The sequence below is a fragment of the Alteromonas algae genome (genome assembly GCF_049117195.1).
Classification (GTDB): domain Bacteria; phylum Pseudomonadota; class Gammaproteobacteria; order Enterobacterales; family Alteromonadaceae; genus Alteromonas.
Map to the genome: position 1 here is coordinate 1,918,483 of NZ_CP185260.1, position 13,632 is coordinate 1,932,114.

Annotated in this window: 14 protein-coding genes; 4 read left to right on the top strand and 10 right to left on the bottom strand. The window is 40.9% G+C overall.

Annotated features, from left to right (window positions below; genetic code table 11):
• Positions 1 to 229 precede the first annotated feature (229 nt).
• A complete protein-coding gene (locus tag ACOJRU_RS08730) occupies positions 230 to 709 on the top strand; it encodes a hypothetical protein (RefSeq protein ID WP_421134625.1) in 480 nt (159 codons plus the stop codon).
• 38 nt (positions 710 to 747) lie between these two features.
• Here the strand turns inward: ACOJRU_RS08730 and bfr (ACOJRU_RS08735) are convergent, their stop codons facing one another.
• The 3 genes from bfr (ACOJRU_RS08735) to ACOJRU_RS08745 all read right to left on the bottom strand — a co-directional run bounded on the left by bfr (ACOJRU_RS08735) (position 748) and on the right by ACOJRU_RS08745 (position 3,398).
• Positions 748 to 1,215, bottom strand: coding sequence for a bacterioferritin (gene bfr / locus ACOJRU_RS08735; RefSeq protein ID WP_421134626.1), 468 nt, complete (start codon positions 1,213 to 1,215; stop codon positions 748 to 750).
• Positions 1,215 to 1,691, bottom strand: a complete 477-nt coding sequence (gene bfr, locus ACOJRU_RS08740; RefSeq protein WP_421134627.1) for a bacterioferritin — start codon at positions 1,689 to 1,691, stop codon at positions 1,215 to 1,217. Before bfr (ACOJRU_RS08740) ends, bfr (ACOJRU_RS08735) begins: the two co-directional genes overlap by 1 nt.
• Positions 1,692 to 1,820: 129 nt before the next feature.
• A complete protein-coding gene (locus ACOJRU_RS08745) occupies positions 1,821 to 3,398 on the bottom strand; it encodes a cation:proton antiporter (RefSeq protein WP_421134628.1) in 1,578 nt (525 codons plus the stop codon).
• 263 nt (positions 3,399 to 3,661) lie between these two features.
• Here ACOJRU_RS08745 and ACOJRU_RS08750 point away from each other — a divergent pair, with 263 nt between their 5' ends.
• Positions 3,662 to 5,293, top strand: a complete 1,632-nt coding sequence (locus ACOJRU_RS08750; RefSeq protein ID WP_421134629.1) for an FMN-binding glutamate synthase family protein — start codon at positions 3,662 to 3,664, stop codon at positions 5,291 to 5,293.
• Here ACOJRU_RS08750 and ACOJRU_RS08755 read toward each other — a convergent pair.
• Complete coding sequence (locus tag ACOJRU_RS08755) at positions 5,290 to 5,766, bottom strand: c-type cytochrome (RefSeq protein WP_421134630.1); 477 nt, start codon at positions 5,764 to 5,766, stop codon at positions 5,290 to 5,292. The genes ACOJRU_RS08750 and ACOJRU_RS08755 overlap by 4 nt on opposite strands.
• A 130-nt stretch (positions 5,767 to 5,896) precedes the next feature.
• Here ACOJRU_RS08755 and ACOJRU_RS08760 point away from each other — a divergent pair, with 130 nt between their 5' ends.
• A complete protein-coding gene (locus ACOJRU_RS08760; RefSeq protein WP_421134631.1) occupies positions 5,897 to 6,319 on the top strand; it encodes a universal stress protein in 423 nt (140 codons plus the stop codon).
• A 216-nt stretch (positions 6,320 to 6,535) separates the two neighbouring features.
• Here the strand turns inward: ACOJRU_RS08760 and ACOJRU_RS08765 are convergent, their stop codons facing one another.
• The 5 genes from ACOJRU_RS08765 to ACOJRU_RS08785 all read right to left on the bottom strand — a co-directional run bounded on the left by ACOJRU_RS08765 (position 6,536) and on the right by ACOJRU_RS08785 (position 11,514).
• Positions 6,536 to 7,642 (bottom strand): tyrosine-type recombinase/integrase, encoded by a 1,107-nt coding sequence (locus ACOJRU_RS08765; RefSeq protein WP_421134632.1) that lies wholly within the window; start codon positions 7,640 to 7,642, stop codon positions 6,536 to 6,538.
• 1,275 nt (positions 7,643 to 8,917) lie between these two features.
• Entirely contained in the window at positions 8,918 to 9,526 is a 609-nt protein-coding gene (locus tag ACOJRU_RS08770) for a rolling circle replication-associated protein (protein ID WP_421134633.1), read from the bottom strand.
• Between the two features lie 10 nt (positions 9,527 to 9,536).
• The gene (locus ACOJRU_RS08775; RefSeq protein WP_421134634.1) at positions 9,537 to 9,764 is read right to left on the bottom strand and encodes a hypothetical protein; all 228 of its coding nucleotides are present in this window, start codon (positions 9,762 to 9,764) and stop codon (positions 9,537 to 9,539) included.
• Between the two features lie 271 nt (positions 9,765 to 10,035).
• Positions 10,036 to 10,284, bottom strand: a complete 249-nt coding sequence (locus tag ACOJRU_RS08780) for a type II toxin-antitoxin system RelB/DinJ family antitoxin (RefSeq protein WP_421134635.1) — start codon at positions 10,282 to 10,284, stop codon at positions 10,036 to 10,038.
• A gap of 300 nt (positions 10,285 to 10,584) precedes the next feature.
• Positions 10,585 to 11,514 carry a hypothetical protein gene (locus ACOJRU_RS08785; RefSeq protein ID WP_421134636.1) on the bottom strand — a complete coding sequence of 310 codons (930 nt, stop codon included), beginning with the start codon at positions 11,512 to 11,514 and terminating at the stop codon, positions 10,585 to 10,587.
• A gap of 28 nt (positions 11,515 to 11,542) precedes the next feature.
• Between ACOJRU_RS08785 and ACOJRU_RS08790 the strand changes: the two genes are divergently transcribed.
• Complete coding sequence (locus ACOJRU_RS08790) at positions 11,543 to 11,791, top strand: hypothetical protein (RefSeq protein ID WP_421134637.1); 249 nt, start codon at positions 11,543 to 11,545, stop codon at positions 11,789 to 11,791.
• A 546-nt stretch (positions 11,792 to 12,337) separates the two neighbouring features.
• Here the strand turns inward: ACOJRU_RS08790 and ACOJRU_RS08795 are convergent.
• On the bottom strand, positions 12,338 to 13,630 hold the full coding sequence (locus ACOJRU_RS08795) for a DUF2254 domain-containing protein (protein ID WP_421134638.1): 1,293 nt from the start codon (positions 13,628 to 13,630) through the stop codon (positions 12,338 to 12,340).
• Positions 13,631 to 13,632: the final 2 nt, after the last annotated feature.

A 13,632-nucleotide genomic window follows, 5' to 3' on the forward strand; every position in this document is an offset into this window, starting at 1 on the left:
TTTAATGAATCTTCCACTTCAAATGAACTATGGACTCCAACTGCAGATATAGTTAGTAGAAAACGTTTATAATTTAAATAATAACGCTTCACACCAAGCCTGGAAAAAGTAATAATTGTTGTCTCCAAGCCAGTTGGTACGCGGATGATAAGGTTTTTAATTACAAAAAGATACCATAAACTACTAGACCTTGATCTCTATCAATGAAGAATTTCATAAAATTTAAGAAATGCTAAATAACGCTTACAAAAAACGATCACTAAATTTACATTCATGGCTTGGTCCGTTGTGTATCTTACTTGTTGCTATCGCTGTTTATACTGCACACCGCTATCAAAGTGCCGTAGGCACAACACAAGACAATGGTAATGAAATAGGCAACAGATGCACGTTTGTCAATGGACGGTGTGAATTCTTAATAGTTGGCGAGCGCGCTGTCGCTGTTTTTTCTGAACCCGCAGAAACAGAAACCTCTATTACACTGACGCTATCTTTGCCTTCAAACATCACAGTGGAAAGCGCTTGGATAGAAGGAGTAAACATGTACATGGGCAAGGTACCTGTTTTGCTTGAAGAAGATTCAACAGGCGCTTGGACGGGGTGGTTCATGTTAGGGAGTTGCAGTGAACCCGTTATGAGGTGGCAATTGCGGCTGAATATAAAAGGACAGGCAGCGCCAAGCTACCTATACTTTTCAACACAGCGCTAGTGCGTTAGCGCTGCATGTTGTCTCTTTTGTTGCTATCGCTACATTTGTGATTGCAGGTAATTTGGTAAACCTAGCATCTTGATAAGGCGTAGCTGCTGCTCTAACCAGTGTGCATGGTCCATTTCGGTGTCATCAAGAAGAACAATCAACATATCACGTGTAACGTAATCTTTTTCTTGCTCGCACAGCGCAATCACTTCTTTTAGCTTTGCATCTACTTCGTATTCGACGCGAAGGTCACTTTCTAGCATTTCAGGCACATCTTTACCCACCATAAAGCCTGTGCGCTTGGTCATATCTGGTGTGCCCTCTAAGAACAGCATGCGCTCTATAAGCTTGGTTGCATGTCCTCGCTCATCATCAAATTCGTGATCGATGCGTTCAAACAACTTCTGCAAGCCCCAGTCAGCATACATTTGAGAATGAATAAAATACTGATCCATGGCAGCAAGCTCATAAGAAAGTAAGTCGTTAAGACCATCAATAATTACTTTATTACCTTTCATTATTCATCTCCTGATAGTTGCGCTTGCAGGTAATTCTCTACACCCATAACGTCAATTTGGTACTCTTGCGTTTCAATCCAATCAAGATGCTCTTCTTCATACTCAAGAATATCTTCTAATAGTTCGCGCGATACGTAGTCTTGCTTTTCTTCGCACAACTTTATGGCATCTTTTAGAAGCGGAAGTTGCTCCTTTTGAAAACGCGCATCACACCCGAGCATCTCTGGTGTGTCTTCACCTATGTACAGCTTACCTAATGCCTGAAGATTAGGTAGGCCCTCTAGAAATAAAATACGTTCAATCAAGTCATCAGCTTGTTTCATGTCCTTAATTGATTTTTTATAATTTTTTTCATTAAGGACGCTAAGCCCCCAATTTTTAAACATGCGAGCATGCAGAAAGTATTGATTAATCGACGTTAATTCTGCCGTTAGTACTTCATTGAGCTTAGCAACAACGTGTTTGTCACCCTGCATTTTGGCTACTCCTTTACTTTACTTGTCACGCATTATAGTTTGTAAAACGGTGTAAGTCAAAATATCTATTAAAAACAATAGTTTAGTAATAGCAATGGTTCTCATTACATCCTTTATTTGTATTTGTTTCTAGCTTTCATTCTGTGTTTTCGCGAAGGCTAAGCTTTCCTCAGCAAAACCTAGGCCCGCCTCGGTGAAAAAGTTGAAGACTTTATCAATGCCATGATCGCGTAAATATTGGACTTCATCTTCGTAGCGCGCAATGGCGGCAACGTTACCGGTATAACCCGCGTTCTTAAGCTGGCGAGTAATATTTACGGCGTCTTGTATAGAAGGCAGCGCTAACAACACTAGCCGAACATTCTTGATATCAAGGTTATCCCATAAATCTACATCTTCTCCGTCACCACAAATAACATTGTGCCCATTGCTCGCCATACGTTTTATTTTGACTCGATCAGCGTCCATTCCCCACACGTTGACATCGGCAAGCTTGGAGAGTGCCTTAAATGCACCTTTACCCACACGCCCCATACCGATAACGAGAAACTCCGCCTTGTGTAAAGTGGGGTAAATATCTTCTTTAAGCCGCGTATCGCGCTCGTATTGCTTTATCGAGTTTTTAAAGCGATGGTATTGTGAATGTGATGAACGATAAAGAATGCTGGTTACAACGAATGATATAGACACGGCAAGGGCGATGACGACCAACCAATTGTTATCAAGCATGCCTAACGACACGGCGAGGGCAGCAACGATAAGACCGAATTCACTGTAATTCGACAGCACTAAGCTGCTTAAATAAGCAGTACGTCCTCGCAACCTCAATGATGTAAAGAGCCTGAAAAATAATAACGCCTTCAAAGGTAATAAAGCGCAAATAACGAGCGCCATCAATATCATGTTCACATCAGGCAGGGCAGTTAGGCCTATTGATAAGAAAAAGCCTATTAAGAACAAATCTTTAAAGCTCAGTAGAGATTTTGCAAGTTCGGTTGATTTCTGATGTTGCGCCAACATTATTCCAAAAATAAGCGCCCCTAAGTCGCCTTTGATATTAACGAGCTCAAAAAGGTGGTAACCGCCCAGCGCGAGAATAAACCCTGTTAACGGCAACAACTCACCATGCCCTGAGTTGTTAATAACTTTTCGAATCAGCGGCAGCGCAGGGAACAATGCAAGTAGGGCGAGTGCCCATACCGAAGGGAGCTTACCGGTAGCAACCACCAAAAACACTACGGCGAATACATCTTGCATGACAAGAATACCAATTGCCAATCGACCATGTCGCGTTTTACTCTCACCGCTCTCTTCCAGCACTTTAACGACGCACACTGTACTACTAAAACTGAGCGCAAACGCAATAAGGGCGGCGCTTTGCATTGTCAAACCACCCACGAGGAAGCTAGCAATCGAGGCTATACCCAATATAACTATGCCAGTCGCGCCGACCCACAATAATGTGTGGGATACGCTGCCTGCCCACACCTCACGTTTTTTTAAATCGCTCACATTGAGCTTCAACCCAATAGTGAACAACATAATAGTGATGCCAAGATTAGCAATAGTGGTTAAATCGTCGGTAAGGTTATAGCCGGCAAAATTCAGTAAAAAACCCGCTATCAGATACCCTACAAGCGGAGGAATACCCACTTGCTTTACCGCAAGTCCGCAGGTGAAGGCGAAAAGAAGAAATACGTACTCCATGAAATACCTTTCGTAAAAATTTCATTAACTTTTCTGCATTGCGCAGGCATGCTAAAAAATATAAGTTACCTAATAGTACATTCTCTTTCATCAGCATGCTAATCAAACTAAAAAGAGTGTTTCGATTATATAAGCCTTACCCTCTTTTTAGTTACGCGTAACCAAGTTGCATTAGTAATTGCCTACAAAACAGATTGTTATAATAAACGTCAAATACAATACAATGAGAATATCATGTCATTTTCTCATAAAAAGGAGTTGCTATGCGTGGTGGAATACTCGGTGTGCTGTGTACCATTTTTTTATTGAATCTTATTGCAGGCTACTTTTGGCAACCTGTTTGGTGGTTTCTTTTACTCACAGGATTATTACTCATCGTTGCATTTTACGATGCGTTACAAAAGCAGCACGCTATATTAAGAAACTTTCCATTGGTCGGTCGAGTAAGGTGGACTGTTGAGGCAATGAGGCCTTATCTACAACAGTATGTGTTGGAGTCTGATACGGGAGGCGCGCCCATTTCGAGAATGTTCCGTTCTATTGTGTATCAGCGTGCTAAAGATAGTAGAGAGACCGTTCCATTTGGAACACAGTTAAATACCTATGAAGATGGATATGAGTGGATTGGTCATTCGCTCTCGGCCCTTGAAGTACAGGATATGGAACAAAACCCTAGAATAAAGGTAGGAGGGCCGCATTGTACGAAACCTTATGACGCGAGCGTTCTTAATATCAGTGCTATGAGTTTTGGTAGCTTGTCGAAAAACGCGATACTGGCACTGAACAAAGGCGCACATAAAGGCGGGTTCTATCACAACACGGGGGAGGGCGGACTGACTCCCTACCATTTAGAGCATGGTGGTGACGTGGTGTGGCAAATAGGCACCGGGTATTTTGGTTGCCGTACCAAGGACGGGCAATTCGACGAGGCGACATTTTCAGAGAAAGCCCGGTTACCACAAGTAAAAATGATAGAGATTAAGCTGAGCCAAGGTGCTAAGCCTGGACATGGGGGGATATTACCGGCCTATAAAAATACCCCTGAAATTGCAAAAATAAGGGGCGTTGAGCCGGGCACACAAGTTGACTCTCCTCCAAGGCACAGTACATTTTCTACACCAAAAGGGCTAATTTCATTTATCGAAACGTTAAGAACCTTAAGTGAAGGGAAGCCGATTGGCATTAAACTCGCGCTTGGTCGAAAGAGTGAGTTCGTAGCAATGTGTATGGCGATGCACGAAACGGGTGTTACGCCCGACTTTATCACTATTGACGGAGGAGAAGGTGGTACCGGTGCTGCCCCCTTAGAATACACAAACTCAATTGGGTTCCCACTAAGAGAAGGGTTAGCGTTTGTTGATGACTGCCTGACTGGATTTGACCTTAGAGACAAGGTGAAAATTATCGCGTCTGGTAAAATAATATCGGCATTTCAACTCGCTAAGAACCTAAGCTTAGGCGCCGATATCTGTAACAGTGCTAGGGGAATGATGCTAGCACTCGGGTGTGTACAGTCGCTGTCTTGTAATACAAACCGTTGCCCGACGGGCGTCGCAACACAAGATCCTAAACTTGCTCGGGGCGTAGATGTGGCTGATAAATCAGAACGCGTATATCGTTTTCATAAAAAAACGGTACACGCGCTTATGGATATTCTTTCATCCACCGGTCATGGTTCTACTCATGAGTTAAACCGAACACATATTTTTCGACGTGTAGACCAGGCCCACATCATGCGCTATGACGAGGTATTCCCACTAGTGAAAACAGGGAGCTTTTTGAATAATAATATTCCAGAGGCATTCAAACTCCATGTAGAAGAAGCCAATTCAGATAGCTTTATGCCATGTAGCCAATTAGCTACCATTGAAAAAGAGACCAAATCGGTCTCTTAATCTTGGTCCTCGCCAGGTACTCTCAATTGATATAAGCGGTATTCAGACGTTCTGTAAGGTACCAGTTTGTAGTTGCTTTGAAGATAGGCGACGAGGTCGATAAGTTCAGTAACAGTTAGCTCGTCGTTCACATTTCTCATTACAGACTGACCCTCTTTACTGGTTACACTCGCTGGCTGCCGACCAGAAATTTTGTGAGATGGGTTAATAACACTCGTCACTAACTCACCATATGTCTTAATACGAGGGCTACTGCCGCCTATTGGAATGGGTCTCACTGTTACGTACTGATGTCCTTCTGCAACGTCGATATCAGAAATACTGTGGCAGTCCACACACCGATACTTCATAAAGACCTTTTTACCACTTTCTATATCCCCCTGCGGTAAACTGAATCCGCGAGGCGAATTAGCGCCTAAATCGCAACCAAGTAGCATCGTAGCCAATGCGATTAGCATGGATATTCGCATCATAAGTATTCTCCAATTTAAACATCACTCCACTATAGTATGGGTGATTTTGTATTCGTTGAATTGATGTAGGTCAATGATGAGATAAAGCGCTTGCCCTATACTTATTATGAACGCATTAAGGAGAGTAGCCATGCAAAACTATAATACCGTGCTAGTACCTGTCGACGTGTACTCTGATTACACGCAAGTAGTAGAACGCGCGATTGCTGTCTCAGGTAATAGTCATAAAGTACATTTACTTTATGTAGCGTACCCGCAAACCACTATGGAGCCATACGGTTTCTTTCTTGAACGCGACTTTTCTGATGACGTCAAAGATTCTGCTATGCGAACGTTGAAAGATATTGCCGCTACACATGACATTCCCTATTCACATATAAATGTTGAAATTGGTTCGCCAGCGGATGAAATTCATCACATGGCTGAAAAATTAAACGCCGATTTGATTGTGATAGGAACCCACGGGCAAAGTGGACTAAGGTTGCTACTAGGCTCAACGGCAAATGCTGTTTTGCACGGTGTGAAAACCGATGTACTGGCGGTAAAAGTATAAGGTTGCTAAAGGCTAAAAAGGCTCATCACGACGTAGTACAACGTCAAGAATATGGCTTTACAAAACGGCTGTTATAAACGCAGCTGTTTTCTCACTAACACCGTTAAATTTGAAAATAGCAAACATACTAAAGGTTATGCGTAACCTTTATTTTTCATATAAATTAGAAAGTTACGGAAATGCACACGAAAAGCGCACTATGCTATTTGCGCGTTGTTAGCGTTTAAACTTTTCAGAGAGTTTGGCCATTCCACCGCGTTTAACGTTCGCTTGTTGGGTGTAATGCCCCGGCATTTCAGGAGATTGCCAACCGCCTGCCAGTTGTAACTCTGGCAGTGTCGCGCCATCCTCAGCCAATGACACCGCGCCACCAACACGCCCACTGTGGGGAGTGATATTTTCAGTAATTCCTGCCAGTAATGCCATGCGCTTCCATACTCGGTAAACACTAGAGTAGTTGAGCAACGGCGTAAGATTAAAATCGAGACTTTCATCAAAGGGAAGCAATGCATGACCTTTATTCGACACTCTTCTGAACAAAATCCCCCGGGTTAGACGACGCGGGTCATGACTATCTCGCTGGCTATGACGGTTGGGGCACAAATTTGCCTCTTGTATGTACTCATCAATCATCGAAAGGGTACTACTTGAAATATAACGGTATTGACCTTTTCCTGATTGATCATTTTTTGAAGAGACGACCAGCAGTGACAAGTTTTTTCTATTGATATGCTCAACACACACCCTTATGACTTCATCAGCACGTAGCAACGCATCGAACATGAGGTTAATGATTGCTAAATCGCGCAGTTCCAACAAGGAGTCAGGAATAACACGATTATTAATAGTTTCAAGTAACTCTATGGTTAGTGGCACAGCTTGATGATAAGAAAAACTATACTTCTTATTTTCGATTAAAGATAAACGAATAAAGTCACGAAGATAAGCAGAACGAATGATTGGGTTGGGGTATTTAGCAATACTAAGAAGCTTACTTAGCGCCGACAGCCTGCGTTTAATTGTTCTGTAGGCGAGGGGACTTTTACACAATTCTGTCACGTATGCTTTGATACAGGATTCATTCTGTTCAAAATTATCGACGACACCTTCAAATCCGTGCGACGAACAGAACAGCATAAACTCATTCAAATCACTTAGGTAAGCGCGTTGAGTGTTATGCGGCAACTTACTAAAAATATCACGAAAGTAACGCGCAATGTTTTCATGTTCTCGCTCATCGCGGTGGGTTAACACCTGGTCATGCCCATAGATAGCCTGCGCACTGTCCTGTTTTGCTAGAGGGTGGTTAAAACGGTTAGGCATTAGTAAAGGTCATTGAATATTTGTAGTCTGCAGAGTAAAACGTGTTGAAGAATGCTTGTTTAGATTATTTAGTTTATTGCGCATGTAATACCACTACAGCACGCTATCACGCATGATAACTGTAATTATCATGCGTGATGTTCTTATTAGCGCTACTTATCGCAATACGTTACGTTAGTATAAGATGCTACCACAGCTAATACTGTTTATATATACACCCCTGATAGAAATTTAATACGAACATCACTAGGTGAGGAAACACGCCATCTATCCATAAACGGCTCGAGAGTTGGTATGCGTGCCATTGATTTATCAAAAACGTGATCGGGGAAATGGACAAGCTCAAGCACAAACAACTTGGGCGACTATCGCACGCCACATCGCAATAATATCACTCGTAGCGCTACGTAAATATTACGACTGTTGATACCCAAAAGGTATTCAGATTTCACGTACACGCACTTACACACTGAACGCCTAATATTTCAATTAGACCGTACACAGATAAGAAAATACAAAGACATAAATAGTGATAGGGTGAAATTGCGTTCCGCTATACGTAAAGCGCCATCTTTATAATTACAGCTTTCGACATAATTAATAATTTAGTTAATGGCTTTTCTAATAGTTTCGTTAATTTTATCTATTTTGATTTAATCTAAACCTAAATACTTTATTAAACTAACGGGTTCTAAATTTGCCATGTCATCCAGTAACGACTATATAAAGCCATTAATAGCATTGCATCAATACGGCATTAACGCTAAACGTGCACCGCGTTACAGAGAATCTATATTGTATATTCAACACATTCATAATTAAGTAATAGAAAAATAATCTTTATAAAACTCCATATTAAATACCTCAATTAATAATTAAATCTATAGCGTTATAACTATCGACATTTAATTTATATATAGGTTTATTAATCGTTAAACGCTTAATTAAAACAACCACTAACGTTTTTACTAAATAAAATACCCTATTTAACATAATATACATTATGCGCAATTAAGTATGTGAGCGATTGGGGCGGTTGATGCTAGTTTTTTCGTTTGGTTTGCAGTGCGTGATGGCTTACCAACGTTTTTCGCTTACAGTACTTCGGACCTGTTCGCGTCTTAACGCTATGCAACACATAACGACGTATGATTGATTTGAACTACTAAAGATAATTTAAAAATACGGTATTAATTTGCATCGCGCGCTACGTGAAATCTGGTGAACAACACCTATGGATTTTTAATTCTATTCACGTACACGGCATATGATTATTTAAGTAATTTTGACTACGAAGATCCCCATGCCAGTCATTACAACTTTCCATGGGGATTTAACAATTTCGCCTGTGCTTTTCAGCACAATTCCTCCACCTTTAGCACGACGTGGTTTATCGTCAATATCTGCGATTTCTTTTACCCACGTTGGCATTAACCACCAACAACGTTCATTCCGACCTGATTCAGATAATCCACCGAACGCATGAATTCGACAGCCTTTAGGGAATTTTTTATCTTCACCTTTAGACACGTATTTTGCTAAATAAGCCACAGGTCTTTTAACCCATTCAATACGAGTCATTCCATGCGGCCACCAACCTTGTTTATCTGGCTTCGGTAATGTAATTCCTATCGGTAGCCAGAATATTATGTGGTAATGAACTGCACCTCGTTTTTGTAATTCAGCGACCCACACATAGCGAACATCGATACATCTACGCTTGCACCATTGGCGAACTAATCGCATGAAGTAACTTACATCGTCAGCTCTCCAATCATCGGTATTTTGATAAGTCAGAGTAACCATTGCGCGTCTATAACGCGCTTTGCGCTGTTGTAAATCTTCCTCGTGAAGTCTAGCTGACGTTAATACACCGTGTTTCATTCTGCGTAATCTAGATTTGATCGCGGTCTATTTTGTGTATTTCAGTGGGCGTTCCAGTTGTTGATAAAGAGATAAACCCAGGCGCAGTTCGCTTGGTAATTTGAGTTTCGAGGTCATTTTTAGGTGTTTTTTCGTCAGCTTTTTGATTTGTACTAAACTTTTCGCACGAAATATTTTCATGCGAACTGTATTCTAAACATACCGGTTCACTGACAGAGTCGCTCTGTCTAAGTAACATTGCCGTGTTACTCCATTTCCGTGGTTTGTAACAACGCGCAAGAGAGTTGCCGATCTCGAACGCATCCTAGAAGCCTGACTTTGCCGAGTCGGGCTTCTTACTTTCTGCTTATTAATATCAAAATCCAGAACACCATATGCGATAGTTCTTCACATTGGAAGTATCTAGCTGTGCCATGCAAATAGCTGAGTTAGCTGGAATAATGTATACATGCTATACACGCCGTGTATGCACCAAATCAAACGTTGAGCCTTACTTTAAAGCCGTAGAATCAATCTAGTTTTTGCTTTCTGATTATTTCGTTCATAAACAACTTAACTTCACGACTAGGCGTACTGTGATTTTTTTTGCAGACTTTAGTGAATTCATCTTTGAGCGTTTTATTGACCCTGATTGTGATTGTTGCATCCGCTTGTGTGCCGATAGTATCGAGCTTTTCTTCACCTTCAAGCGCCTTTTTGCGCACAACAGACTCCTTGGCTAGTGTAGATAAATCACTTAAAAAATCTTTGCTGCTCATAGTTAATTACACCGTTTATAATGGATTTGTACTAGCATTATCATCTCCAACCATAAATGTACTAACAAAATAAGTACAGGTGAGGATTCATATCTTTAAACTATTGATATATATTAATATTAGGAATTAGTCTCAAAAATGACACAAGGGTAGACTGTTATAGTATGTGTACCCTACTCTGTTTGGAGCCCTTCCCCGCAAGCGGGGCCCTTTCCCAACATCGTAGAGTGGTTTAGGGTGGCAGTCAGCTATTTTACTCACGCAGGCTTTTGTAGGCCGTTTGCATGTCTTAGAGCTGTTCTATTTACATTGGTTACCGTTCACTTCGTTCACTGCATGCCCTTCGGGCATTTCTAGAAATTCACTGGGTTTAACTTCAGGTAGATTTTCAGGGGCTTTAATTATATGAGTTAGATTGAATGCAGCTGAAACGGAGTTTGGAGTGATAGTTGCTAAAGAGTCTATTATAGCGCTTTGGACATTAGATTCGGAGAAGTCAGCTATATACTGTGTAAACAGTGCGAATTCTTTTATAACAGTAACAAGTGCAACTAAACTTCCATCTCCTTGCAACAAAATTTGGGTATTGTTCTTTGTATATCGTTTTATCCCAGAACTTGATTTGACGCTACTACAGAGAGCTACTTCTAACTCTTTACTAATAGAAGTCAACTTTAAAAATGCTTCAACCTTTACTTCGCTAGAGGAGTTTGAAAGCAAAGTGGCCTCTTTTAAGAAGGAATTAAAACTGGCCTCAAGTTTTTGAAAATAGTCTGTGCAAATAGAAAATGTAGGTGCTCCATCATCAGGTTTTGGAAACAATTTAGCGTGTAAAGGTTTGTACTTACTAGTTAAATTTTGTCGGTTATATTCTGAAATATGTTTCTCAAAAAGCTCTATGTGCCTATGATAATTAGTGAAGTTATTCTGGGACATTAACAGACGCATATTTTCTTTAGTTTGCTCTGAGCGATGATTAGCAGCATAAACAGCTAATAGAGGTATGAGTGTAGCTAAAATAGATAAAGGGAACTTTAAGATAACAAACAGATAATTGAACCCCTCATGACCAAAACTAAAACTTAGCCTTTGGTTTATCACATCACTAATCAGAATTGCTATCAAGGACACACCAGATAAGAGAAGGGTCAAATAAATAGTATTTTTTACAATTTGCAACTGAAAAAAGCTTTGGTGTGGAGGGAATGCTTCCTGTAAGTTTTGAAACAAAATCGAGTCCTTTCTTAAGAGTTTGCTAATGAATAAACCAGTAACTTTGACCACTGAACAACAGCTACTTTTGGTACGTATGCCGTGTAGGCTACGTGGCACGTACATTACATGGTTACTTGGTTTTGATCCACATTTCCTCATGAGTCGCGAAACCTACTATCGTCATGCTGAAGAACTGGCAACAAAATACGGCATTGAGATACGCAAAAAAGTCCGTATTATCAATCAGATAGACAGGCTAGTTAATATACATTATGCGCAATTAAGTATATGAGTGATTGGGGCGGTTGATGTCAGCCTTTTCGATTGGTTTGTTGTGCGTGATGGCTTGACCTGTTCGCGTCTTAACGATTTGTGCCACTTAATATCGGTATTTTAAATTTAGGGTTTAAAGATAAGTAAAAATTGCAGTTTTTATGGGAATCGTGCGCTACGAGAAATCTAGCCAACAACACCCCTAATGTTTTAATTTAATTCACGTACGGCACGAATGCTCAGGCCTTATTAAATTAAAGATTTAATCTGACCTTGTAATCGTTTATACGCTGTTAACCTTTGGGGTTGAATTAATGTGTTGATAGAACTTATATTGCAAAGATGTATTTCGTATTACCCATTTTTAGGCAGCAGTATTTGTATGGGTTTGTATGAGAAGTTTTACGTGGGATTTTATAAGGGTCAAATAACACACTATCAGGCAACGTTATTCTGTTTAGATAAATGAATACCGTTTGCATTGGTAAATGGTATTCAATGCTTCTTATAAAATGGTAACGTTAAGTACATCACCATTATTGCTCAGAACTCTGTGATGTTGCGTTTATTTAGGCTGTTCAAAAAGCGCTTCATAAAGGTCTTTTATACGCGTTTTATCATCGTCAAATTTGAGTGACGCATTCGCGCGTGTAAACACTTTTTGTGCAAATTTATGTGTTATTTGCTGCTGCGTTTCGTTGTCGGTATTGTGAAGTATCGCTAAACTTTTTAGCAACTTTATGTTCACCTCTAGTACGGCCGCGCCATCTCGCATTACCGATGTAAATGCGTCGTCGTACATGCTTTCGGTATCTAATGCAGGTACTGATACGCAATCATATTTTGGTTTTGCAACACCGCTTTTATCGTTTGCCACTCTTGTTTCTTCACGTTTTTCCCATTGGCGTAACAAGCGCGTAAAGCTTGTAATTACCGCAATAGCGGTACCTGGATCGTTTATAGACGTAGATAATGCTTTAGACGCTATTTCAGCCATAACAATAAAGCCAAAACGTGGATCAGCCTCAAACGACCGAGCCTCATGTATTTTAAATGTACAAAGCAATCTCTCAACGTCGTTACCTACGTCTTTACTTACAAACGCTATTGGTTCGTTAGGTGTTACAAATTGCCCCGGAAGCTTCACTACATTCACAAAAGCGTTGTTCCGTTTGGCCCAATTTTGTAACAGTGACATGTCAACCAGTTGTATGTAGCCAACCTTGTCAGTAAAAATCGGATAAGCCCCCTGCTCTTTTATCATGTGGCTTCCCACGCCTCCAAGATACGGCGTATCAATTCTATGCTCAATGGCTCGCTTAGTCGCAGCCTCCACCTTTAAGATAGTCGAACCGACTCTGCCTAAACGAGCAACGCTATCGACCCACCTAACAAAGGTTATAATAACCACACCGAACACAATCCCCGTCATAACAAATAGTACGAAGATACCGGCCTCACTGAAGAAGTGATTTTCTGAAACGGTCAGTGCAACGACACTGTATATAAACGCCCCAACGAATGTAGATAGCGCATTTTGTGAGACATCATCAGAGATAATAAGACTCAAGCTTCGTGGGGTTGATGATTGACTCGCTGATGCATAGGCATTAACCATGGTTCCAGCCGAGAATGTTGCAATGACCAACATGCTGGAGGCCATAATTGAAAGAAGTGAATCTACCGAGCCTTGCTCTACACTCGGCAGATGTTGCGCTAAAAAGGAAAGGTCGGCTAATTTTGCGAAAAACACGGCACATATCGACAGTATGCATAGCGTTAGTGGCCGTACCCACAGTTTTTCTTTGAAGCGAAATAATAGAAAACGTAATTTATCTACTGATATTGGTGCATCCATAT